General features: G+C 44.6%; 17 protein-coding genes. 7 read left to right on the top strand and 10 right to left on the bottom strand.

Going from position 1 to position 24,230, the window contains the following annotated elements; genetic code table 11:
• Positions 1–7: 7 nt before the first annotated feature.
• Positions 8–2,503 carry a prolyl oligopeptidase family serine peptidase gene (locus tag D1814_RS16345; RefSeq protein WP_118494407.1) on the bottom strand — a complete coding sequence of 832 codons (2,496 nt, stop codon included), beginning with the start codon at positions 2,501–2,503 and terminating at the stop codon, positions 8–10.
• A 179-nt stretch (positions 2,504–2,682) separates the two neighbouring features.
• Here D1814_RS16345 and D1814_RS16340 point away from each other — a divergent pair, with 179 nt between their 5' ends.
• Positions 2,683–3,237, top strand: coding sequence for a glutathione peroxidase (locus D1814_RS16340; protein ID WP_118494406.1), 555 nt, complete (start codon positions 2,683–2,685; stop codon positions 3,235–3,237).
• Between the two features lie 168 nt (positions 3,238–3,405).
• Here D1814_RS16340 and D1814_RS16335 read toward each other — a convergent pair whose 3' ends face one another.
• Positions 3,406–4,008, bottom strand: a complete 603-nt coding sequence (locus tag D1814_RS16335) for an FMN-dependent NADH-azoreductase (RefSeq protein ID WP_118494404.1) — start codon at positions 4,006–4,008, stop codon at positions 3,406–3,408.
• Positions 4,009–4,248: 240 nt separating this feature from the next.
• Between D1814_RS16335 and D1814_RS16330 the strand changes: the two genes are divergently transcribed.
• A complete protein-coding gene (locus tag D1814_RS16330; RefSeq protein WP_118494402.1) occupies positions 4,249–6,717 on the top strand; it encodes a CHRD domain-containing protein in 2,469 nt (822 codons plus the stop codon).
• Between the two features lie 109 nt (positions 6,718–6,826).
• On the opposite strand, the gene D1814_RS16325 is transcribed toward D1814_RS16330, so the two are convergent.
• Both D1814_RS16325 and D1814_RS16320 read right to left on the bottom strand, forming a co-directional pair.
• Complete coding sequence (locus D1814_RS16325; RefSeq protein WP_118494400.1) at positions 6,827–8,068, bottom strand: cystathionine gamma-synthase family protein; 1,242 nt, start codon at positions 8,066–8,068, stop codon at positions 6,827–6,829.
• 96 nt (positions 8,069–8,164) lie between these two features.
• Positions 8,165–8,800, bottom strand: a complete 636-nt coding sequence (locus D1814_RS16320; RefSeq protein WP_118494398.1) for a 1-acyl-sn-glycerol-3-phosphate acyltransferase — start codon at positions 8,798–8,800, stop codon at positions 8,165–8,167.
• 292 nt (positions 8,801–9,092) lie between these two features.
• Here D1814_RS16320 and D1814_RS16315 point away from each other — a divergent pair, with 292 nt between their 5' ends.
• The 3 genes from D1814_RS16315 to D1814_RS16305 all read left to right on the top strand — a co-directional run bounded on the left by D1814_RS16315 (position 9,093) and on the right by D1814_RS16305 (position 13,692).
• Positions 9,093–9,875 (top strand): NRDE family protein, encoded by a 783-nt coding sequence (locus tag D1814_RS16315; RefSeq protein ID WP_118494396.1) that lies wholly within the window; start codon positions 9,093–9,095, stop codon positions 9,873–9,875.
• Positions 9,876–10,022: 147 nt separating this feature from the next.
• Positions 10,023–11,213, top strand: coding sequence for an amino acid aminotransferase (locus D1814_RS16310; protein WP_039222153.1), 1,191 nt, complete (start codon positions 10,023–10,025; stop codon positions 11,211–11,213).
• Positions 11,214–11,526: 313 nt separating this feature from the next.
• Complete coding sequence (locus D1814_RS16305) at positions 11,527–13,692, top strand: S46 family peptidase (protein WP_118494394.1); 2,166 nt, start codon at positions 11,527–11,529, stop codon at positions 13,690–13,692.
• 48 nt (positions 13,693–13,740) lie between these two features.
• Here the strand turns inward: D1814_RS16305 and D1814_RS16300 are convergent, their stop codons facing one another.
• The 4 genes from D1814_RS16300 to D1814_RS16285 form a co-directional block, all read right to left on the bottom strand.
• Positions 13,741–14,199, bottom strand: coding sequence for a YaiI/YqxD family protein (locus D1814_RS16300; RefSeq protein WP_118494392.1), 459 nt, complete (start codon positions 14,197–14,199; stop codon positions 13,741–13,743).
• Between the two features lie 25 nt (positions 14,200–14,224).
• Positions 14,225–14,986, bottom strand: coding sequence for an SDR family oxidoreductase (locus D1814_RS16295; RefSeq protein ID WP_118494390.1), 762 nt, complete (start codon positions 14,984–14,986; stop codon positions 14,225–14,227).
• 151 nt (positions 14,987–15,137) lie between these two features.
• Positions 15,138–15,905 carry an SDR family NAD(P)-dependent oxidoreductase gene (locus D1814_RS16290; protein ID WP_118494388.1) on the bottom strand — a complete coding sequence of 256 codons (768 nt, stop codon included), beginning with the start codon at positions 15,903–15,905 and terminating at the stop codon, positions 15,138–15,140.
• Between the two features lie 78 nt (positions 15,906–15,983).
• Positions 15,984–17,786 (bottom strand): acyl-CoA dehydrogenase, encoded by a 1,803-nt coding sequence (locus D1814_RS16285; RefSeq protein ID WP_118494386.1) that lies wholly within the window; start codon positions 17,784–17,786, stop codon positions 15,984–15,986.
• Positions 17,787–17,928: 142 nt separating this feature from the next.
• Here D1814_RS16285 and D1814_RS16280 point away from each other — a divergent pair, with 142 nt between their 5' ends.
• Positions 17,929–18,918 (top strand): GlxA family transcriptional regulator, encoded by a 990-nt coding sequence (locus D1814_RS16280; protein WP_118495418.1) that lies wholly within the window; start codon positions 17,929–17,931, stop codon positions 18,916–18,918.
• 263 nt (positions 18,919–19,181) lie between these two features.
• On the top strand, positions 19,182–21,458 hold the full coding sequence (locus D1814_RS16275) for a TonB-dependent receptor (protein ID WP_118494384.1): 2,277 nt from the start codon (positions 19,182–19,184) through the stop codon (positions 21,456–21,458).
• Positions 21,459–21,547: 89 nt separating this feature from the next.
• Here the strand turns inward: D1814_RS16275 and D1814_RS16270 are convergent, their stop codons facing one another.
• The gene (locus tag D1814_RS16270; protein WP_118494382.1) at positions 21,548–21,904 is read right to left on the bottom strand and encodes a hypothetical protein; all 357 of its coding nucleotides are present in this window, start codon (positions 21,902–21,904) and stop codon (positions 21,548–21,550) included.
• A 153-nt stretch (positions 21,905–22,057) separates the two neighbouring features.
• Complete coding sequence (locus D1814_RS16265; RefSeq protein WP_118494380.1) at positions 22,058–24,220, bottom strand: prolyl oligopeptidase family serine peptidase; 2,163 nt, start codon at positions 24,218–24,220, stop codon at positions 22,058–22,060.
• Between the last annotated feature and the right edge of the window lie 10 nt (positions 24,221–24,230).

Here is a 24,230-nt window from a genome sequence, read left to right as displayed (position 1 = left end):
GTTCTGCCTATAAGTTTTCTTCGAATAGTTTGTAGATTCGGCGGTATTCATCAAGCCATGAGCTTGGCTGTACGAAGCCATGTGGCTCTACCGGATAAATAGCCGTTTCAAAATCTTCCTTTTCAAGCTCGATAAGACGCTGTACCAATCGCACTGTGTCGTGGAAAAACACATTGTCATCAACCATAGGCGCATTGATAAGCAATGGCTTTTCTAGCCCATCAGCGAAATAAATTGGCGAGCTACGCTCGAATGCGATGGGGTCAATATCAGGCGTATTCAGTATGTTTGCCGTATAGGGCGTGTTGTAATGCGCCCAGTCGGTTACCGGACGAAGTGCAGCGCCTGCCGCAAACAGATCTGGTGCGGTAAACATAGACATAAAGGTTAAGAAGCCGCCGTATGAGCCGCCGTATGTGCCAATACGTTCACGATCTACATTGGCATTTTCAACAAGCCAGTTAACACCATCACGCAAATCTTGCACTTCAGGTGTACCCATTTGGCGATAAATAGCCGTTCGCCAATCACGCCCATAGCCAGCGCTAGCACGATAGTCCATATCTAGTACTACATAACCTTGCTGCACAAGCATGCTATGGAACATGTATTCTCTAAAATAAACAGACCACCCCATGTGGGCGTTTTGCAAATAGCCTGCACCGTGGTTAAACACTACCGCTTTATTCGGCGCTGACTTATCGTAATTTTCAGGTAAATATACCCTAGCGTAAATAGGTGCATCGGTATGCGACGATTCAATTGCAACAATGTTCGGCACAGCCCAAGGCAGTGCGTTGAAATCAGCACTGGTGCTTTGTGTAATTTGCTTTGCCGCAGCGGTTTCATCTGCAGGCTTAATATAAAGCTCTTGTGGCTGATTAACTTTGCTATGACTTAGTAACAAGTTTTTACCATCAGGGCTAAGTGAATAGTCGGTCATACCATTCAAATTAGTCATGGTGTCGATGGTATTGTTGCTTAAATCAGCGCGATAAACTTCGTAAAGCCCCGGGTGCTCCATGTTAGCTTTAAAGTAGATATAGTTGTCATCGCTAGAAAGCGTTAAATCGTCAACAATAAAACGGCCGTTGGTCAGCGCGACTGGTTTCTCGCCTGGCTTTTGAACGTATAAGTGAGAGTAACCGGTATGTTCAGACTGATAGTAAAGCGTCTCGCTATCATTTAGCCAATCAAACGCGTTGAAACGGTAGTTTACCCACGCATCGTCATGAAGCCTATGCTGGCTTTCGAGTGTTTTGTTCGCTAAATCAACCGTCGCGATCCAACGATCTTTGTTGTCCCACGCTTCAAGCATAACAGCAACGGCGTTACCGTTTTTGTGCCAGCGAATCGAAGGCTTGGTCCAGTACCAACTTTGCAGCAAGGTAATATCGCGAGGCAGGCGATTAACTTCATAGGTCTCGCCTTTTGCTTTCGCGTTTTCTGCTTTTACGTCAGCAAGTACATCGTCATTGTAACCAGGCAAATTGAAGTATTTTAATTCGCTTTTCTCGCCGGTTTTTATATTTAGCAGCCAAAGTGTGTGATTTACCGATTCTGTATCAGCCACACGCTGGCGAACAGGTTTCGCAGCAATGCGGCTATCTTCTTGAATGTAATGCGGCATGATGTCGCTGTCGTCGCGGGTAGGTTTAATTTCGGTGGTGGCGACTACTGCAAAATTGCCCGCAGGGGATACACTAATCCCCGCTAATCGATGCGACTTGTCAAAGTAAAACGGCGTTGGTGCTACGCTATCATTAGCTTGAGCTAGTGCCTTATGTGCGTTTTCTTTGTCTTGTCTGTTTTTGCGCTGCTGCTTGATATATTCCACCAGCGACTGCTGCTGTTCGGCAATATAGTCTTTTGGCGGCTCTACTGCTTTAGGTTGATCGCTAAATTCCCAGCTCAACAATTCTTCGCGAGTACCGTTTGACAGATCGATAGCAATGAACTTGTTACCGCTTAGCGCCATCAAGCGACCATCAGTCATAAATGAAAGTGTTGATAGTGCATTACCGCCACGAGCAATACGCACAGTTTCACCATTGGTAAACTGTACATAAACACTGTCTTCAAATGAATAAGCAATAACCCCGTCATCCCCTACTACACGTTCGTCAAAACGGTATTTGTGCAAATCGGACAATGGTGCTTTTACAGCATTTGTAGGGTTAGAAAGCTCTGCAATATAGACATCTTTAAGCGCACTGTTTTGTCTTTCTTTTTCAAAAACAATTTTATCGCCGTTAACCGACCACCCCATGGCGTTTGGAAGCGCGCCCATCCACTGAGGATCTGACATTATTTGCTTTAAAGTAATTTCACCTTTTTGCGCGTTCTTCTGAGACGCTACATCTGGTGTAACGGTTTGCTGAACTGTGGCAGCAGGAAGCGATGTAGAGGTTGTTTGGCTAAATGGTTCGTTAGTGGTGCTTGCACATCCGCCTAACGCAAAGGTAACGCTAGCCGCGATGAGTAAAGAAGAGTATTTTTTCATTATTTTAAGTCGTTGTTATGTAAAAATCGTTAACATTATACGCAGAGCCATAGCTAAAGCGCTAACGTTCATCGAGTGTGATAGTAAACCAAACGTAAACCATTGTCGTTTATGGTCTTGAAACAAGGTCTGATGATCTTCAACAAAATAACAAAAATTAACTAATGAGGTAAAACACTATGAAAGCAAAAGGTATTGTACCTGCGCTGCTTGCGCTCAGCTTTTTCACATCTGCCAGCTTTGCGAACGAGTGCCCTAGCGTACTCAAATTTATGAAACGTAAGCTCAACTCGCAAGAAACGGTAAATTTGTGTAGTGAATATGGAGGAAAGACACTACTTGTCGTTAACACTGCCAGCTATTGCGGTTTTACGCCACAATTTGAAGGGTTAGAAGCGCTATACAGCAATTATAAAGATAAGGACTTTGTCGTACTAGGATTCCCTTCACACGACTTCAACCAAGAAGACAACGATGAGGGCAAAACGGCAGAGCTTTGTGAACTAACCTACGGCGTTGAATTTCCTATGTTTGAACCTGTCTCGGTGAAAGGTGACGACGCTGACCCAATGTATCGAATGCTTAAAACTGCCACTGGAAAAGCGCCCTCTTGGAACTTTAATAAGTACCTTATTGATAGCACAGGTAAACAAATCACTCATTACCCGAGCTCCACTAAACCTACTGATCCTGCCTTTATCGCCGATGTTGAAGCACTTATCAAGGGTGAATAGATACTCGAATATTTTTTCTTTTTTAATTCAAAAGCATAGCCGTAAAAGCTCTGCACATAAAAAAGCCCCGCCTAATAGGCGGGGCAATCAAGCACACTCAACTTGGAACACACTTTTAGCTGAAAACATACTTCCTGCGTTTTAGCTAACTGCAATAATTTAGTGTGCCTAGTGATTAGTTAGTTCAATAATTTTTTCACTTGCAACGGCAAAAGCCTTGTTTGCTTGCTCTTCACCCATGTTAAGTCCCTCAGCATAAACGAATTTTACATCACTAATTCCGATGAAATTTAAAAAGTGTTTTAAGTATGGCGTTTGCGTATCGAAGTCCGAGCCAGCATATACTCCACCGCGAGCAGCAAAAACAGTGGCTGATTTATTTTTTAGCAAGCCTACAGGGCCAGTCTCGGTGTATTTAAACGTTATGCCCGCTCGCGCAATGCGATCGAAGTAGGCTTTCAAACTAGATGGAATACCAAAATTGTACATTGGCACTGCCAATACAATTTCATCAGCCGCTTTTACTGCTTCAACAATATCGTCCGAGTTATTCGCTAGTGCTTGCTGAGACTCATCTCGCTGTGCTGCTTCAGTCATCCACGCCTGCATCTCAGCGCCTGTTAAGTGAGGTAGCGCCAGTGAGGCTACATCCACGCGGTTAATATGTACTGAGCCATCATTTTCAATTTTCGAAAGGTAATCGTTAGCGAGCTTTGACGAGTTACCCTGTGTGCCATTAAGGCTGGAAAATATAGCTAAAACTGTTTTCATGCCGAACTCCAATATTCGTTGTTTCAATGATACGCAACATTGTTAACGGAATAGGTTTGGATAAAAATTTCAAAAAAATGGGGGAATCGTTCTAATTTACCGAACAAACTAGGGTGTGAAAAACAATCTTGTTAATTATTTGAAAACATTACATTACGTTAATGTTGCAAGAAGGATGATCTTCTCATATTTACCTCGCGTAATCGAGTTTGCCACAACACAATAAAGAGGATACAAAAAATGAGAAGGACCAAAACGCTCCTTGCATGCTCAATCTTACCACTATTCTTAATCGGCTGCTCTGACGATGATGACGATGAAATCGTTGAAGTCCCCGCCCCCGTTATCGAATATTCAAATGTGCGCGTTGTCCACGCCGCATCTGACGCCCCTATGGTTAATATTACCGCTAATGATGCGATCCTTAACGGATTAGAGAATGTTGACTACCAAGTTGCTTCATCTCGCTTCGAAGTCGAAACAGGCACGTACGACATTGGCGTTACCGGCATTCTGCCAGGTGAAAATGCTGAAGTGCTTCAGGCTGACGTTACGCTAGAAGCTGATATGAACTATGACGTTTTTGCCGTGGGAAACGTAAGCGATGAAACGCTTGCGTTATTAACGGTGACCAGCATGGAAACCGCCGTTGAAGCCGGTAATGCCCAAGTGCAGATTGTACATGCAGCATCTATGGCACCGACTGTTGACATTTACGTCACTGCGCCAGATACCGACATTACTGCAGAACAACCTCTAGTTACCGCTGAATTTACTGATTCTACAGATTTGATTCAAGTCCCTGCGGGCGATTATCAAATTCGCATTACACCGGCAGGTGAAACAACGGTTGTATACGACTCAGGTACGGTTAACTTAGCCGACGGTGCTGATTTGCTTATTGCTGCAACTAACAATGTGGGAACCGGTGATTCACCTGTTACGCTCTTAGCTGCAGACGGTGACAGCAGCTTCAAGATATGGGATTCAGAAGCAGGTGCCGAGCTTCGCGTGGTACATGGTATCAGCGACGCACCAGCGGTAGATGTTGTAGCAAATAACGAAATAGTACTGGTAGACGGAATACAGTTCCCCCGTACGACAGACTACTTGTCTGTTGCAGCAGGCGACTACCTTATTGACGTGGTAGCCGATAGCGACAACAGTGTTGTGGCGGTTGACGATGCTGAGTTGACGCTAGAAGTAGGTATGTCTTATACCGCTATAGCAAATAACGTTTTAGCTGCACCAGAACTTGATGTACTTGTTGATGTGCCTCGCTCAGTAGCGACAGAAGCTAAAGTGCGTATTGTACATGCTTCACCTTCAGCGGGTAACGTCGATATTTACGTAACCGCAGATGGCGAAATAGATGCGGTTGACCCAGGCTTTGCCAATATTGCCTATGAGACTGGTGAGCTTGTCGAAACAGGTTACGTAAGCTTGGCGGAAGGTGACTACGTAGTGACCGTTACGCCAACGGGTACCAAAACAGCGGCAATTGAAACAGGCGTTTTAACCCTTGAGAATGGTGAGATTTACACTGCTATCGCACTAGATGGCGCAATGGACGGCGACCTACCTCAATTAGCATTGCTTGATGGACTTGCGCCTCCTCCACCCGCGTTCAACGCTGACATGACTTACAACATAAGCTTGAGTGGCTCACAAGAGGTACCTGCTGTTGATACCGAGTCTACTGCAACTGCAGTAGTTGAGATTGATGAAGATCTACCTGCATTTAGCGTAAGCGTTGACGTTTCAGGCCTAACTGATGTCACTGGTGTACACGTACATGACGGCGGTATTGGTATGAATGGCCCGGTTGCTTTCCCACTTACGGATGCAGGTAATGGCACTTACATTCTAACTGAAACTAACATTTCACCAAGTAACCTAGATGCGCTGACTAACGGTGAGTGGTATTTAAACGTGCATACCACAGCCAATCCAAGTGGCGAAGTACGTGGCCAGATAGTTCCTGACACAACAGCGGTAGTGACATTCTCGCTAAGCGGCAGTCAAGAAGTACCAGCGGTAGATACTATGGCAATGGGCTCTGGCTATGCTCTTTTCGATACAACCAACAATAATGTTTCTCTAGTGGCGGTGACCACCATCGATAATGCAACCATGGCACACATCCACACAGGCTTCGCTGGTGTGAATGGAGACGTTCTTGTAGGGCTTGTGGAAAACGAAGAAACAACTGGCGTTTGGATGACAGACGGAAGCGTAATGCTAGATGAAGCCACAGCTACACTACTATTATCAGGTGGTCACTATGTCAACGTACATACAGCGGCATTCACTGACGGTGAAATTCGCGGTCAGATCACGCCTGACAACATTGAAGTGTACGGCATCGTTGCCGATGGCTTACAGGAAGTGCCAGCCGTCACTACAACAGCGAGCGGTGCGGGCGCGTTTACACTTAACACATCTACAGGCGCATTATCCGGTAGCGTAACTATAACTGGTATGACTGCCAACATGGCGCACATTCATGAAGGTGAAGAGGGTGTAAATGGCGGTGTATTGCTGGGGCTGACTGACGGTACAGATGGAATGTGGACGGTGCCTGCTAATACAACGCTAACGGCCGAACAAATGGGCGTAATGGCTGACGGAGGTCTTTACACAAACTTCCACTCAGACGCATTCCCAAGCGGTGAAATTCGCGGTCAAATCACACTAGGTTTTGACTAATTGAATCACATTGCATGCTTTTTAATTAAAATTTTCCAAAAAGCATCTGAATTAAATTAAGAAAGGGGCGAAAGCCCCTTTTTCTTTACTCTACTCAGCAAAACATTGCCTAGATCGTGTTTAGCGCTGCTTCAAAATCCGCAATAAGATCCTGTGTATCTTCAATACCTACCGAAATACGTAGCATGGTATCGGAAATACCCATAAGTTCACGTTCTTCTGCCGTGTTCTCGAAATAAATAGTAGGTGCTACAGGTAGTGCGAGGGTTCGATTATCGCCTAAGTGAGTAGCGCAGATTACCAGCTCCATTTCGTTTAAAAATGCAACAGGGTCAGCACCATCAATTAGATCAAAACTCAAAATTGCACCGTAGCCACCGTTAAGGTATTCCCGTGCCATAAAATGCTGTGGATGGTCGGCAAGACCTGGATAAAACACTTTAGAGACTTTCGGGTGATTATCTAGAAAGGTTGCTAGCTGCATAGCATTGTGTTGGCTTCGAGATAAACGCAAATCTAAGGTTTCCATGCCTAAAGCGATAGCCGTGGCTGATTGAGGTGCCAATGTAGCGCCTAAATCACGAAGGCCTTTCTTTTTGATTTGAGTAATGCCCCACTGTGCTGTATCCGCAACCTGATAAGCAGGCTTGAGGTTGTCAAACTTTGTCCAGTCAAAGTTGCCAGTGTCGACTACTGCGCCGCCTAATACATTGCCGTGACCTGCAATGTATTTAGTTAATGAACAAAACACTAGTGAAGCCTTAACATCTTTTGCGTAGAAAACAGGTGGCGGCGTCATAGTGTTATCAACCATAAACAGCATTTGCTTTTCTTCACAGAATTGACCGATGGCGTGAAGATCAGCAACCTGAGTTACAGGGTTGGCCACGGTTTCCGTGTAGACACCTTTTGTGTTTGGCTGATACGCTTCTTTAACTTGTTGAATGTCGGTCACATCAGTGTAGGTAACCTGCACACCGAAGTCTTTAATGGTTTCAAAAAAGCTTCTTGTGTTACCGAAAAGGTATTGGCTTACGATTAAATGATCGCCCGCCTTTAACAGAGCGAATAAAGAACTGCTTATGGCCGCCATCCCGGTTGAGTAACATAACGTACCTACACCGCCTTCTAAGTCATTTAGCATATTTTGTAATGCAGCCACCGAAGGCGAAGAAGAACGAGAATAGACGTGAGCTACGCGCTTGCCTTGAAACGCATCTATGATGCCTTGCGCATCTTTAAACTCAAAAAGAACCGAATTAGATGTGCTGCTGTGAACACCACCATGTTCCGGGGTGTTTAGCATGCGATCAGAATGTACCTGACGGGTTGTGAATCCCAATTTTGTCACGGGTGAAGCTCCGAAAATAGATGTTTGCGACCTAGCCAATTACGCACCGTATTAGTCTATGTAAAACAGATGCGTACATACCACTTACAAAAATGGTTATGGCTTTATAATGCAGTTTTTAGGATATTTTGCGCAAACATTATCATAAAACGTATAAATAGTTTGCATTTGTTCATCTATATTAGTCACTTTCTGAATAATCGGCCCCAATACAATTCTCTTTCTAGCGTAGTCCAACCCTAATACTTGGATTGGAATTTCAGCTTGTTGTGCAATGTGCATAAACCCCGTTTTCCAAGGGTAAATGGGACTGCGTGTACCTTCAGGCGCTAAAGCAAGAATAAGCTGATCAGCCTCTTTAATTTTACTTGCAATGGAGGTGACCACGCCGTGGGCTTTGCTTCTTTCAATAGGGATGCCCCCTAACCTCCTCACAATGGCACCTAGTGGTGGCTTAAAGATGGTGTGTTTGCCAAAAAAGTTAATATTCAGCTTGAATGAAAAAACCACGAACAAGCCAATGAAAAAGTCCCAGTTTGATGTATGCGGTGCTACCGCTAGTATGGCTTTTTTCTGATTAATCAGCTCGCCTTCTACTTGCCAGCCTCTTTTTGTGAGTACCCATGCGGCAAACGACGACAGCCAATTTGGCCACTTGCGAGGAATACTGCTCCCTACGATGAATTTACTGGCTGGTTGAGAATGGTTATTAGGGTGCGAGGGTTTTGTCATTATTATTATGCTCTGCTTTTGTTCTATATTGGGTTTTATTTAAGGCTTGCTTTAGGGCTTTAAATTCCGGTGAGCTACATCGGATGGCACTATTGGCAGTTTGCTTTAAATACTTCATAGGCCTTAGTGCTTTCTTTTTCTGTTTTGTACCCGCATATTCCTTTATTACGTAACACACTATACTGCGCGTACATTGACGAAGAGTAATCAAAATAGAAATGTAACGCAATTGTTAACACAAGCGATTGAGCGATGTGTGGTGAACAAGTTAAGAAAAGGACACTAGTACGCTATGTGTATTTTATTTATCGCAAACAAAATGCGAGATGACTACCCTCTTATAATCGCAGCAAATCGAGACGAGTTTTACGCAAGACCAACTGCACCTTCAACATTTTGGGAAAGCCACCCGCACCTGCTTGCTGGGCAGGATTTAGAAGCTAATGGAACTTGGATGGGTGTTACGCGTAACGGAAAAATTGCAGCGCTTACCAATGTGAGAGACCCACACAACATCAATAAAAATGCTGTATCTCGCGGGGAATTAGTTGCTAATTGGCTAAAACAAAACCCGGCCCAAAAAGATTATGCCGAACAGTCAGCATATTTAGCTACCCTTGAAGAAACTCGTCACCAGTACAACGGATATAACTTACTATTTGGCGATGTAACTGCACTTCGCGTTTACAACAACGTAAACAATTCGACCCACTCAATTGATACCGGTGTGTATGGGCTGTCCAATGCTGATATTGCTACTCCATGGCCAAAAGTCACTCAAGGGGTTACTGCGTTAAATGACTATGTGCAGCAGCAAAGCACAATCAATGCTGACGATTTATTTAATATTTTGCGCCACGAAAACAAAGCAGAGGATGCCCTGCTACCCGACACGGGTATAGGTTATGAGTGGGAAAAGGCGTTATCTTCCATTTTCATTCAAACAGAAAAATACGGCACGCGTACATCTACTTTGTTATTGGTGGATAAAAACAATATGCTCACTTGGAAAGAGCGTCGGTTCTCAGACAAAGGAAAAACAGTGGAAACTCGTGCCTTTTCTTTTTCAATTTAAGGTATTTTTGAAATGAAACTTTCGTTTACGCTTTATAAAGCAGATTAATTGAAATATTTTCAACCTTTAGGGGTCGTTTTTTCTACCATCGGTGGCATAATGCCTGCCTGCTAATTATTGCACACCAACGTAACGTGAGGACATATCGTGTTTGAAGTATTACCCCATCTCGCCCCAGATCCAATTCTTGGCCTGTCAGCTGCTTTTCGTGAAGACACCAACCCAAATAAAATCGATTTAGGTGTTGGCGTTTATAAAGATGAGCAAGGTAATACCCCTATTCTTTCAAGTGTCGCTAAAGCGCAAAAGGTGCTTTTAGACAAAGAAACCAGCAAAACCTACATTACGCCTCAGGGCAACCAAGGTTTTATCGACGGTATGTTGTCTTTGCTTTTAGGTAAGAATAGCCCAGTACTTCTTGCTGACCGCGTTGCAGCGGTTCAAGCTCCGGGTGGTTGTGGCGCGCTGCGTATTCTTTCAGAATTGCTAGTTCGTTGTAATGAAAATGGCAAAGTATGGGTAAGTGACCCAACATGGGCTAACCATATTCCACTTATCGGCTCTGCAGGCCTTAAAATTGAAACCTACCCGTACTTCGATAAAGCATCAGCGAGCATTCGTTTCGACGCTATGATGGAAACCCTTCGCAAAACTGAAAAAGGCGACATCGTTCTTCTTCACGGATGCTGTCACAACCCAACAGGTGCTGATCTTACTAATGCACAATGGGATGAAGTACTAGAAGTAGCGAAAGAGCGTGAATTCTTGCCTTTCATCGACGTAGCTTACCTTGGTTTCGGTGAAGGCTTAGACGAAGATGCTTACGGCATGCGTTTGTTGGTTGAAAACCTGCCAGAAGTAATTGTAGCGGCGTCTTGCTCTAAAAACTTCGGCCTTTATCGTGAGCGTGTTGGTCTAGCAGCTATTATTACCGAAGATTCAGCAACCCGTAAAATTGCACAGGGTCAAATTCAGTCAATCGCACGTGGCATCTACTCAATGCCGCCAAGCTACGGTGGTGCACTAGTAGACATCATTCTTGCTGACGAAGCATTGAACAACGAGTGGGTATCTGAAGTGAACGAAATGCGCGACCGCATGAAGTCTCTACGTGCCATGCTTGTCCAAAACCTTCACGATAATGGTTCACCAAAAGACTTTAGCTTCGTGAACGACCAAAAAGGTATGTTCTCATTCTTGTGTATCACGCCTGAGCAAGTACGCGAAGTACGTGAAAAGCACAGTGTCTACTTTGTTGATTCTAGCCGCGTAAACATTGCGGGCATCAACCAAGAAAACGTAGAAACATTAGCAAAAGCATTGGTGTCAGTGCTTTAAGCAAAAGTTAGCGGTTTTAAAATTTCAAAAGGCAGAGTTGATACTCTGCCTTTTTTGTTTTCGTTGGAATTATTCTCTTTTCCTTTCGTCTTTCCTTTCGCCTTTTCTTATTGTGCGACAAGCGTATTCATACATGCTTTCAATTGCAGTTAGTCACACTTCCTAACAAATTTACGTCGTGCTTTATACACTTTTTCATAGGTCGCACAGAATATTATCGTTACACTATAACAATGTTGACGTAGACGTTAACTTTGTATTTATTAATACTGACGTATAACAATGAGATTAACGACAAGAACAAGGATCACTGATGTCTAAAGTAAGTGTATTTTGTATTTCTGCCGCATTACTAGGCAGTGCTATGCAGGTAGATGCTAAGGAAGGCATGTTCACGCCAGAACAGCTCCCTTCAATTGCTGGCGATTTAAAAGAAACCGGTTTGGAAATTCCTGCAAGTAGTATTAACGACTTAACCGCGTTTCCAATGGGCGCTATTGTTTCTCTTGGTGGATGTTCAGCATCGTTTGTGTCTGACAAAGGCTTGGCAGTAACCAATCACCACTGCGCACGCGGTTCAGTACAATACAACAGCACCCCCGAAAACAACTATTTAAAAGACGGTTTTCTAGCAAAAGAAATTGGTGACGAGCTACCCGCAGCACCGGGTACTCGCATGTTTGTTACTGTGGATTTTTCCGACGTAACCGATAAAGTTATTGGCGGTATCGATGATGATGTTCAAGGGCGTGAGCGCTACGACCTTATCGAAGCTAATCGCAAAGCACTCATTGCAGAATGTGAATCTGAAGCAGGCTTCCGCTGCTCTGTACCTTCATTTTTCCAGGGCCTTGAATACAAGCTTATTAAGCAGATGGAAATCCGTGACGTGCGTATTGCCTATGCACCTGCTGACTCTATCGGGAAATACGGCGGTGACGTAGATAACTGGATGTGGCCTCGTCACACCGGTGATTTTTCTTTCTATCGCGCTTACGTTGGTAAAGATGGGAAACCAGCTGATTACAGTGAAGACAACGTGCCTTTTAAACCTGATCATTTCCTAAAAGTATCGGCTGCGGGTCTTGAAGACGGTGATTTTGTTATGGCAGCGGGCTACCCTGGTTCTACAAACCGCTATGCCCGTTTGTCGCAAGTTTCGTACATGTTTGACTGGCTGTACCCTACTTATCTTGAACTGGTAGACGAATGGATCAAGACCATTGAAAGCTCGTCTGAAGAAGGAAGCGATGCCCGCATTAAATATGAAGCAACGCTTGCTGGACTGAATAACTTTCACAAAAATACCTTGGGCCAACTTTCTGGTGCTAAGCGTGTCGGGCTTGTTCCTCGCCGCGCCGAGCGTGAAGAGCAACTAGCAGCATGGCTAGATAAGAATGGTAAGAGTGAACTGAAGCAATCATTGGCCGCTCTTGATGCGGTTAGCGCTGAACAAATGCAGATGAACAAGCAAAACTTCTGGTACAACAACCTAAGTCGTGCACAGCTTTTATCTTCTGCTCAAACCCTTTATCGCAATGCAATTGAAAGAGAAAAGCCAGATGCGGAGCGCGAACGTGGGTATCAAGAGCGTGATCAAATTCGTCTTAAAGAAGGTGAAGAGCGATTAGAACGCCGTTTTGATCCAGTTGTTGATCAAGCTGTATGGCAAAAAATGATCAGTATGTACTTAGAGCAGCCTGAAGAAAATCGTGTTGCCGCTTTTGATAAAACAGTAGGCATTGATGGTAGTACAGACAGCAAAACACTTCATAAAACGTTAAAAGCGTTTTACGACAACACGTCACTGAACAACACTGAAGAGCGTTTGAAGTGGTTAACCGCAAGCCGTGCTGAGTTCGAAAACAGCAGCGACCCATTTATAAAACTTGCAGTTGCACTATTTGATACCGAGATGGCGATTGAAGATAAAAGCAAAACGCTAAGCGGTAAATCTGCTGCACTTCGTCCTAAATACATGAGTGCTATTATTGAGTGGCAAAAATCTTTAGGCAGCCTTGCTTACCCAGATGCAAACAGCACGCTTCGTGTGACTTACGGTAATGTGATGGGCGGCTCTCCAAAAGATGGCCTTATCTACGAACCGTTCACTCGTCTTGAAGGCATTACGGAAAAAGATACCGGCGAAACACCGTTTGATTCACCGAAAAAGCAGCTTGAGCTTATTAAAAACAAGCAGTACGGTCCGTACAAACTTGAAGACATCAATAGCGTGCCGGTTAACTTCCTTACGGACTTAGATTCTACAGGCGGTAACTCAGGCTCAGCAACGCTTAACGCAAAAGCAGAACTGATCGGTTTGTTATTTGACGGTACGTTTGAAAGCGTTAACTCAGATTGGGACTTTGATCCGAAAACAACCCGTACCATTCACGTAGACTCGCGCTACATGCTGTGGGTAATGGAGTACGTTGACGGTGCAACAAACCTTATCGAAGAAGTGACCATAGTGAAATAGCGACAACGCCAATTATGGGGTCAGAGCCTTAACTCTGACCCCAATATTTTATTTGAGGTTGCGTAGGCCTTGGGTTAAGAGGCGGTCTAGCGCATTGGCAAAATTTTGTTTATCACGCTGGGAGAAGGCTTTTGGCCCGCCAGTGTGTTCGCCGCTTGAACGCATGGTGTCCATGAAGTCTCGCATGCCTAAAATCTGCTTGATAGACGACTTGTCGTATTCCTCACCACGATTGTTTAATGCAAACGCATTCTTTGCCAACACATCTGCGGCAAGTGGGATGTCGTTAGTTATCACCAAGTCACCCGCTTCACACTTCTCTACAATGTAATCATCAGCAGCATCGAAGCCAGAAGGCACTTGCGTTAAAGTTATGTGTTTGTCTGGTGGGACAGACATAAAATGGTTAGCCACCAAAGACAAAGGCAGCTTAGTACGTCTGGCTGCCTTAAAAAGAATGTCTTTGATCACTGCAGGGCACGCGTCGGCGTCAACCCATATATGCATGGTCGTATCTCGTAATTGAAACTAATTACGCTAGCATACCACCATCTACTACTACTGTCGTGCCTGTGGTGTAGCTAGAAGCGTCTGATACTAAGTACAATACTGTCCCCGCCATTTCATCTGGATCTGCCACGCGGCCCAACGGAATAACTTTCAGCGCGTGCTTCAAGATTTGCTCGTTGGTTGTTAACGCTGACGCAAATTTAGTGTCGGTTAACCCTGGCAGTAATGCGTTTACGCGAATGTTTAAGCTACCGCACTCTTTTGCGAACGACTTAGTCATACTGATGACTGCAGCTTTGGTAATAGAATAGATACCCTGCATGTCGCCCGGCGTTACGCCATTAACTGAAGCAGTATTGAGTATGACGCCACCGCCCTGCTCTTTCATCATTTTGCCTGCTTCAATCGACATGAAGAAGTAGCCACGAATGTTCACATCTACAGTTTTGTTATAAGCGCCTAAATCAGTATCTAAAATATGACCAAAATATGGGTTTGCCGCCGCGTTATTTACCAGAATATCCAGCTTACCGAAATCACGTTTGATGACATTGAAGGCTTCGGTAATTTGCTCCATTTCACCTACGTGACAGGCCAGCGCCGTCGCTTTACCACCGGCATCGCGAATTGAAGAAGCAACCGCTTCACAGCCATCAATTTTGCGGCTTGATACAATAACGTGGGCGCCATACTGGGCCAGCAACCGAGCAATAGATTCGCCGATACCGCGACTAGCACCTGTAACCAGTGCAACTTTTCCTGTTAAATCAAATAGGTTGTTCATTAAACATTCCTTCTCTTGCCATTTGTACGCAAACTACGTATTTCAGTGTCCTATCTACGATAGCTGCATTTGTCGTGTAATAAGTCTTTTAAAGGCTTTAAAAATACGCAGCCCTAAAAGCTTATCGTTTTATCTTCATCACACTTGGCGCTTATGCCAACATACCGCCGTCAAGCACCACGGACTGCCCCGTCATAAATGACGATTCATCACTACACAGCCATGCAATAGCATTTGCAATTTCTTCAGGCTTACCCAAACGTTTCATTGGGTTGGCTGCAATTAACCCTTTTTGACCGCGTTCATCTAGTTTAGATAACACGCCTTGAACCATAGGCGTATCAACAAAACTCGGACATACCGCATTAATACGAATGCTCGCTCGCGCGTATTCCACCGCCGCCGATTTAGTTAGCCCTATTACCCCGTGCTTTGACGCACTATAGGCACTTATCATTGGCGCTGAACGTAACCCTGCTACAGAGGCGATATTGATTATGTGACCGCCACCAGTCGTGGTCATGTGCTTCAGCGCGTTTTTCATGCAGTACCAAACACCAGCTAAGTTGACCTGAATGTTTTTCATAAACATAGCGTCGTCGACTTCGGTAAGTGGCGCAGGAAAATGATCAATGCCCGCGTTATTGATGATCACATCTATCTTTTCAAGATGAGAAAGCGCTGTTTCAAACGTAGCTTTGACCTGAGCAGGTTCGGTAACATCAACAGTTACTGCATAGGCTTTGCCGCCTGTAGCAATGATTTCTTTAGCCAATGCATTCGCGTTGTCTTCATTTAAATCGGCAATACCCACAATTGCGCCACGTGCACTTAATACACGGGCCGATGCGGCACCAATACCTGACCCGCCACCAGTAATAAGAATATGTTTGCCTTCAACATTTGCAGCTACATTCATTAGCTGTACTCCAGTTCAATTTATGTGCGCAACATTGTCTTCTGCAATGTCTTATGCGCACATAGTAGTGTTATGTATTTAGAAATAGCTTGCCTTTACATTGTTGCAAGATGCTTCTCGTGACGTCAGTACTTCTATATCGCGACTTACCAACGGTAATTCCCAATTTAAGAAATATTCTGCTGCGGCAAGTTTTCCTTCGTAGAAGTCAACATCCTGATCGCCTGCACCATTACTTAACGCTTGCTCGGCAACGTTAGCTTGGCGCAGCCAAATCCAACTCACTACACAGCTGGAAAATATGTTTAAGAAGCAGCTTGCGTTGGTTAGCAACACAGACTGTTTATCAGAGCGTAGGTCTGCTGCCGCTTGTTGTATAAGTGCGCCAAGCTGGTCCAAATAAGGTTTTAGTTTTGCCGCCAGCGCCTGTGCCCTAGGGGTTTCTGCGCGTTTCATGTCGCTTGTTACTCGCGATAGTAAAACTTGCAAACCTTTTCCGTCGTGCTGCCATAGCTTTCTTCCTAAAAGGTCTAACGCCTGAATGCCGTTAGTACCCTCGTGAATTGGGTTTAGGCGGTTATCGCGCCAGCACTGTTCAACCGGGTATTCGCGGGTGTAGCCAGCGCCGCCTAGAATCTGAATAGCCAAGTCGTTAGCTTTAGGGCCAAACTCTGACGGCCACGCCTTAAATACAGGGGTTAATAGATCGAGAAGCTGTGAAAGCTCGGTACGCTTTTCACTGTCTGATTCGGTTTCCATCTCATCGATGAGCATGCTGCCGTATAAGCAAAGGGACATACCGCCTTCACAATACGCTTTTTGCGCTAGCAACATACGTCGCACGTCGCCGTGATTGATTATAGGCGTTGGGTCGTCTTCGGGGGCCAAATTCGGCGCAGCGCGACCTTGTGTACGGTCTTTTGCGTACTCTAATGAATATCTATAGCCGCGATACCCTATCATTGCCGCACCGTAGCCCACACCTATACGTGCTTCGTTCATCATCATGAACATATAGCGCAAACCTTGATGGGGTTCACCTATAAGGTAGCCATGACAATCGCCGTTCTCACCAAACGTTAGCGCCGTTGAAGTGGTGCCTCGATAACCCATTTTATGAATAAGGCCGGCAAGTGTTACATCATTGCGTACATCTGGGTTGCCGTCTGCATCAAGACGGTACTTAGGTACGGCAAATAGTGAAATGCCCTTAACACCTGCAGGACCGCCAGGAATTTTTGCTAATACCAAATGAACAATGTTATCGGAAAGCTCATGTTCACCGCCTGAGATATAAATTTTACTACCTTTGATGCGGTACGTACCATCATCCTGAGGCTTCGCAGAGGTGCGAATATCGGCAAGGGACGAACCCGCATGAGGCTCGGTAAGCGCCATCGTTCCGGTAAAATCGCCTGCCAGCATTTTTGGTAAAAATGCGCTTTTGATATCGTCTGAGGCAAAATGTTTAATCACATTGGCGGCAGCCGCTGTTAAAAAGGGATAAGCAGTAGACGACGGGTTTGCCGCTAAAAAATATCCAGCACAGGCATTCATTACGGTGACGGGTAGCTGCATACCACCATCTTCAAAATCGAAGTGACCCGCAATAAAGCCTGATTCCCTGTACGTATCGAAAGCGACTTTCACTTCGTCGATCATCGACACTTTAGTGCCATCAAACGTAGGCTCGTTTTTGTCAGCTACTGCGTTATGAGGAAGAAACAACTCTTCTGCCATTTTTTCTGCCATATCTATAACGGCGTTAAAGGTTTCAACATTGTGTTCTTCAAAGCGTGGCTTTTCGCACAGTACTGCTGTGTTCAATACCTCGTACAGCTGAAATTGCATTTCACGGCGGGGAATAAGTTGGTCGGCCATGGTGTCCTGTCCTCTACGAATATTTGTTAACGCATTGTGTCATATTCGTTACCATGCCATTATTGTCATTTATGACACAATAATGGCTAATACCGCCATTAATCACTGTGTTTTATTTTCCTTTATAAATTTAATTATTTTTATGAATAGCACTAAATTTACTGTTACTGTACTTGGGTTCGATCAAGCATTGGCATCTGCCATTACAGGCGCACTCGATGTGTTCGCTTTTGCTGGTATCAGTTGGCAGCGAATTCACAATCTGCCCACTGCACCACAATTTAAAGTGCAACTGGCGAGTCATCACGGGCAATCTATTCTGTGTACTAATCAAGTTGTGCTACAGCCCAATATTGCTATTGAAGATGTATCTCACACTGATGTTTTGCTGATTCCAACTATCGGTGGCGATATTGATGAGGTACTGACTGATACACAGCCGCTACTGGTTCATATAAAGCGCCTTCAAAAAATGGGAGCGGATATAGCAGCTAATTGCACGGGTAACTTTTTATTAGCGCAGACAGGTTTGCTTAACAATAAAACCGCAACGACTCACTGGGGTTATGCTGATAAATTCGAAACCATGTTTCCAAGCGTAAATCTGCAGCCAGAAAAAATGGTGACAGAGGACGACACCGTCTATTGCGCGGGCGGCGGTATGGCATGGATTGATCTATCCATACTTTTGATAGAGCGCTACTGTGGTCACCAAATTGCCAGCGATACCGCAAAGTCTCATGTGTTAGATGTGTCAAGAACAAGCCAAACGGTATATGCCAGCAGTCGCCAACGGCGATTCCACACCGACAAAGATATTAAAGCGGTTCAGTCGTTTTTGGAAAGAAATCTACAGAACAAATGTAAGCTAAGCGACTTGGCCCACCAACATAACATGACTGAGCGCACGCTTATTCGCCGCTTTAAAAACGCGTGCGACACAACGCCTGGCCAGTATTTACAGTCACTGCGCATTGAACACGCAAGGAAACTCCTCGAAACGTCCAGCATGCCGCTTGAGAGTTTGATAAGTGCGGTAGGATACGAAGATCTCAGTTCTTTCACTCGCCTTTTTAAAAAAACGACAGGATTGTCGCCTTCTCAGTATCGCGCGAAATTTAAACGAAGTTAATCACTTACCGAACATCGCTATATAAAGCGCACCATTAAGTATCTTTATTTGCTTTAATATGTTTCATGCCTGTGCATTAAGGCGTTTCAAGCATATGCAATCTAACTAATATTGTGCATTTATGATGAGAATGCGCGTTCTGTTGCACAAATTTGAAGTTTTTGTGTCAAAGTTTGTGTAAAATGCAGCGCCAAGCATGAATCGATTATTTTTGTGCTAAAAACACTACAAAAGTATAATTTTAAAATCATCTTGGTGGAAACATGAGAACACATAAAATCGCCACACTAGCGTTAGCTGTTAGTGCTGCGTTCAGCTCTTCAGTTCTTGCTCAAGAGGCCGCATCGACAGAAAAAAAAGAAGCCTCACTTGAACAAATTACCGTTACCGCACAAAAGCGTACCCAGTCTATTCAGGAAGTCCCTATTTCTGTTGCGACATTAAGCGGTGAAAAATTCGAAAGCCTATTCTCAGGCGGTGAAGATATTCTTGCTTTAGCGGTTCGCGTTCCAGGCCTTTACGCTGAGTCTTCAAACGGTCGTGTTGCACCACGCTTCTACATTCGCGGGTTAGGTAATACCGATTTTGACCTAGCTGCATCACAGCCTGTTTCTATTATCATGGATGAAGTGGTAATGGAAAATGTGGTACTAAAAAGCTTCCCGCTTTTTGACGTACAACAAGTTGAAGTACTTCGTGGTCCACAAGGCACGTTATTCGGCCGTAACACCACAGCCGGTATTATTAAATTTGACACCGTTAAACCTACACAAGATGTAGAAGGCTATGCGAAAGCTGGCTTTGGTTCATATGGAACTATGAATTTTGAAGGCGCGATTAGCGGCGGCCTTACTGACGAGCTTTCTGCCCGTTTATCATTGCTATCGCAAGAACGTGATGACTACATTGATAATGCCTTCACAGGCGAAAACGATGCCATTGGTGGCTACGACGAAAAAGCCTATCGTCTACAGCTTCTTTGGGAACCATCAGCTGACTTCTCTGCCCTATTAAACGTACACGGCCGTGAGCTTGAAGGTACAGCCTCTATTTTCCGCGCTAATGTATTTACTAAAGGTAGCAACGAGCTTAACGCTAATTACGATCGCGAGACCGTATACTACGATGGCGACCTGCAGGGCGATGGTATTGATAACAACCCACAAGAGTACGACGGTTTTGGTGCGTCACTTAAACTAGAGTACGACATGGATGAGGTTACATTCACGTCTATCTCAGCTATTGAGACTGCTGACGGTTCAAGCCTAGGTGATGTTGATGGTGGCTTTAATCGTGCCGATGGTACATCAGGCCCTGGCTTCATTCCTTTCTCAGCGGTAACGCAAGATAACCTTGACGATCTAGAACAGTATACGCAAGAGTTTAGATTTGCTAGCAACACGACTGATGCCTTGAACTGGCAGCTAGGTGCTTTCTACTACGATGCATCGTTTAACGTTACCAGCATCGACGGCTTCTTTGGTGCAACCACTGTATTCCATGAGAACCAAACATGGGCAGTATTTGGCCAAACGTCTTATCAAGTAAACGAGAAGCTCAATGTAACGGGCGGTATTCGCTATACACATGACTCTAAGAGCCTAGTGGTTGGTGATCAAAACGTTAACGGCTTCGCGTTAGTGATAGGCGCAGCTGAAGTACAAGACTACGAAAACATTGATGTAGACGACGGTCAAACTAGCTTTGAACTAAGCGCAAACTATCGCGTTACTGATGATATGTCTGTTTTTGCTCGCTATGCTAACGGCTTCCGTGCACAAACAATTCAAGGTCGTGACGTTGCATTTGAAGGCTCGCCTTCCGTCGCAGACGCTGAAACCATCAACTCTTTTGAACTTGGTATCAAGTCTGACTTGTTCGACGATTCATTACGCCTAAACGCAGCCGCGTTCTACTATACTGTTGATGACATGCAGTTCTCAGCCATTGGTGGTGGCAACAACTTTACTGCGCTTGTAAACGCAGACAAAGGTGAAGCCTACGGTTTTGAAGTAGACGCACAGTGGCTTGCTACTGATGAGCTTACGTTTACAGCAGGTTACAGCTACAACCACACTGAGATTAAAGATGATTCATTGACTGTTTCTCCGTGTGGTACAAGCGCTGCTGATGGTTTTACCGGTAACTGTACTGTAACTGACCCTCGTCCAGACGGGTTTGTTGCTTCGATCGACGGCAACCCATTCCCACAGGCGCCAGAGTCTATCTTCAACTTCACAGCACGCTACACCATCCCTATGGGTGATGACGGTGAATTCTTTGTATTTACTGATTGGGCGTTCCAGGGTGAAACCAACATCTTCCTTTACGAAGCAGTTGAGTTCACTACTGACGACAACTTTGAAGGCGGCCTACGCATTGGTTACGAAAACTTCGCGCACAATTACACTGTAGCGCTATTTGGTCGTAACATTACTGACGAAGATAACGTTAAAGGTGCAATCGACTTCAACAACCTCACAGGTATCGTAAATGAGCCTCGCGTTTGGGGTGTTGAGTTCAAGTACACTTACTATTAAGCAAAGATAAGTAGCAACTTTATTTACAGTAGCTACATTATTTATGAAAAGCGGTGCCGTTAAAAAACGGCACCGCTTTTTTATGTCTTTTACGCCGCCATGTGAACGTCTGAGGTTGGCACCTGCACTAACTGCTGTAGTTTTCTACACACTTGCACCCAGCGAGCGACTTTTTGATAGTAGACTTGCTCTATCAAATGCCCTTTTTCATCAAACAAAAAGCTCGCTAACTTTCCTTTATTTGCGGGCATATAAAAATGGTGCACGGTAAATTGCTTTGATAAAGGGGCGTGTGCCACTTTTTGATACATACAAAAAGGCAGTGCGTTTGCGCGCTCATCGCCCCCTGTAAGGCGAGCGCGGCGTTGAAACGTGTCTGCACCTAAATCAGCCATAATGCCGTGTTTTGAAATAAGTTGATCAACCGCTTTAATGCCTGTTTGCATAATTTTCTCCTAAAGGTTGTGCGACGTAGCCCAACCGAATAAGACTCAAAATAAACCATACTGATATTTATACAGTATATGGTCATTTGTCTAAAATGCAAACAAAAAAGCCGCTTTTTACAGCGGCTTGTTTTCTTTCGAAATAATGAGAAGTTAATTAAGCGCCGATTCTAAAAACGCCCACTGGTCGGCATACCCCTCAATTCGCATCCACGTAGGCGTACCTGCGCCGTGACCCGCGCGGGTTTCTACACGAAGAAGTACTGGGTTATCACATCCTTGATCTGCCTGTAATTGCGCGGCGAACTTATAGCTATGCCACGGTACTACTCTGTCATCGTGATCACCTGTTGTTACCAATGTGGCCGGATAGCAAGTGCCAGGTTGAGTATTGTGAAGTGGCGAATAAGCATAAAGCGCATCAAACTCGTCTTTGTTTTCACTTAAGCCGTAATCGGAAGACCAAGCGCGGGCGTTCGCACTGGGCGTGTGGTAGCGAAGCATGTCTAACACGCCCACTGCAGGTAGTGCTGCAGAGAAGAGATCAGGTCGCTGGGTAAGTGTTGCGCCCACAAGTAAGCCACCATTTGAGCCACCTTGAATACCCATTTTGTCTGGGTTGGTATAGCCACTTTCAACTAAATACTCACCTGCCGCAATAAAGTCATCAAAAACGTTTTGCTTGTTAAGCTTAGTACCAGCCTTGTGCCACTGCTGTCCATATTCACCACCACCTCGTAAGTTTGCGATAGCCAGCACGTTGCCTTGCTCTACCCAAACCATGCGTGACACTGAATACCGTGGAAGCAGTGAGATATTAAAACCACCATAACCGTACAATAGGGTTTTGTTGTTTCCGTCTAGCTTCAACCCTTTCTTGTGCACAAGAAACATGGGAACTTTAGTGCCGTCTTTACTGGTATAAAACACCTGCTTGGTTTCATAGTCGTCGTAGTTAATACCCGTGTTGATAGTTTTAAATAGTGATGACTCACCACTTTCAACGTTATAGGCATAGACCTGACCCGGGTTAGTAAACCCAGTAAGTTTATAAAAAGTGGTATCTGCGTTTTTACCGCCATAAAAACCGCTCACGCTACCGATATCGGAAAACGCAATTTCATCAACTTTTTTGCCGCTTAAATCAAAGACACTCACTTGCCCTTTTACGTCTTTTAGGTACTGAGCAAAAAGCTTTTCTCCTAAAAGTGAAACACTAGACAAGGTATCTGCGGTACTTTCAATTACAGTGCCTGTTTCTTTAACACCACCATCATATTTGACTTTGATAACCTTGCCAGTTGGCGCGCCCGCGGTAGACTTAAAAAATAGCGCATCTTTGTGTTCGCCGATTAAATCGTATCGTCCATCCCATTTATCGAAAACGGGAACTAGCTCACTTTTTTCTGTTTCAAGAGATTTAGCATAAACCCCATTAGCCTGATATCCCTCAAATACGGATATAAGCAAGGTATCTCCATCTTGCACAACTGATGGATATGGGTTCCAAGTGGGTTTATTCTCAAATGCAAAGATTTTTTTATCTGCAGTTTGCTCTGTACCTATAGCGTGAAAATAGATAGATACAGTTTGACTATCATCGTATTTACCCGCCTCATTTTGTGGGTAACGAGAATAGAAAAAACCACTTTCATCGGGAAGCCATGCGATATTTGAAAACTTAATGCCTTCAATGGTATCGGTTAAGTCTGTTTTACTGCTGGTGTTACGAACGTGGATGGTTTTCCAGTCGGTGCCGCCATCAGACAGCATATAGGCAAGATAAGACGCTTTAGGGCTGAGTTCAGTCGACGCCATTGACACGGTGCCGTCATCACTCAATGTATTCGGATCGATAAGTACTTCAGGTTCACCGTTCACGCCGTCGGACATATAAAGTACGTATTGATTTTGCAGGCCGTCGTTATAAGAATAAAACAGCTTGCCGTTCACCATGTAAGGTGTCGAATACTTTTCATAATCCCACAAGGTAGTTAAGCGCTCTTTGTAAAGCTCTCTAGAGGGTAAATTTGCTAAATAAGGGCGAGCCAAAGTGTTTTGCGATTCGACCCAAGCTTTAACTTCTTCGCTCTTTTCGTCTTCTAACCAACGATAAGGGTCGCTTACCATAGTGCCGTGATAGTTATCTTGCTGCGCAACGGTTTTAGTTGCTGGGTAACTAGGTAACTTTGGCATAGCAAGGCTTTGGGTTTCATTTTCAACCAAATTAGTATTAGCGGTATTTGAACTAGTGCAGGCAAAGGTTAAGCCTGCAGATGCAGCAACTACCGCAGCGTAAATTAGATTTTTCTTCATTTTGTCAGTC

Origin of the sequence: Alteromonas sp. BL110 (assembly GCF_003443615.1) — a bacterium.
Classification (GTDB): Bacteria; Pseudomonadota; Gammaproteobacteria; order Enterobacterales; family Alteromonadaceae; genus Alteromonas.
Note: the sequence above shows the minus strand (reverse complement) of the source record. Positions and strands in the feature narration are given on the sequence as shown.

Bases quoted from the DNA above. Each gene is read 5' to 3' on its own strand.
- D1814_RS16345 (WP_118494407.1), bottom strand. From the start codon at position 2,503: ATGAAAAAATACTCTTCTTTACTCATCGCGGCTAGCGTTACCTTTGCG.
- D1814_RS16340 (WP_118494406.1), top strand. From the start codon at position 2,683: ATGAAAGCAAAAGGTATTGTACCTGCGCTGCTTGCGCTCAGCTTTTTC.
- D1814_RS16335 (WP_118494404.1), bottom strand. From the start codon at position 4,008: ATGAAAACAGTTTTAGCTATATTTTCCAGCCTTAATGGCACACAGGGT.
- D1814_RS16330 (WP_118494402.1), top strand. From the start codon at position 4,249: ATGAGAAGGACCAAAACGCTCCTTGCATGCTCAATCTTACCACTATTC.
- D1814_RS16320 (WP_118494398.1), bottom strand. From the start codon at position 8,800: ATGACAAAACCCTCGCACCCTAATAACCATTCTCAACCAGCCAGTAAA.
- D1814_RS16315 (WP_118494396.1), top strand. From the start codon at position 9,093: ATGTGTATTTTATTTATCGCAAACAAAATGCGAGATGACTACCCTCTT.
- D1814_RS16305 (WP_118494394.1), top strand. From the start codon at position 11,527: ATGTCTAAAGTAAGTGTATTTTGTATTTCTGCCGCATTACTAGGCAGT.
- D1814_RS16300 (WP_118494392.1), bottom strand. From the start codon at position 14,199: ATGCATATATGGGTTGACGCCGACGCGTGCCCTGCAGTGATCAAAGAC.
- D1814_RS16295 (WP_118494390.1), bottom strand. From the start codon at position 14,986: ATGAACAACCTATTTGATTTAACAGGAAAAGTTGCACTGGTTACAGGT.
- D1814_RS16290 (WP_118494388.1), bottom strand. From the start codon at position 15,905: ATGAATGTAGCTGCAAATGTTGAAGGCAAACATATTCTTATTACTGGT.
- D1814_RS16285 (WP_118494386.1), bottom strand. From the start codon at position 17,786: ATGGCCGACCAACTTATTCCCCGCCGTGAAATGCAATTTCAGCTGTAC.
- D1814_RS16280 (WP_118495418.1), top strand. From the start codon at position 17,929: ATGAATAGCACTAAATTTACTGTTACTGTACTTGGGTTCGATCAAGCA.
- D1814_RS16275 (WP_118494384.1), top strand. From the start codon at position 19,182: ATGAGAACACATAAAATCGCCACACTAGCGTTAGCTGTTAGTGCTGCG.
- D1814_RS16270 (WP_118494382.1), bottom strand. From the start codon at position 21,904: ATGCAAACAGGCATTAAAGCGGTTGATCAACTTATTTCAAAACACGGC.
- D1814_RS16265 (WP_118494380.1), bottom strand. From the start codon at position 24,220: ATGAAGAAAAATCTAATTTACGCTGCGGTAGTTGCTGCATCTGCAGGC.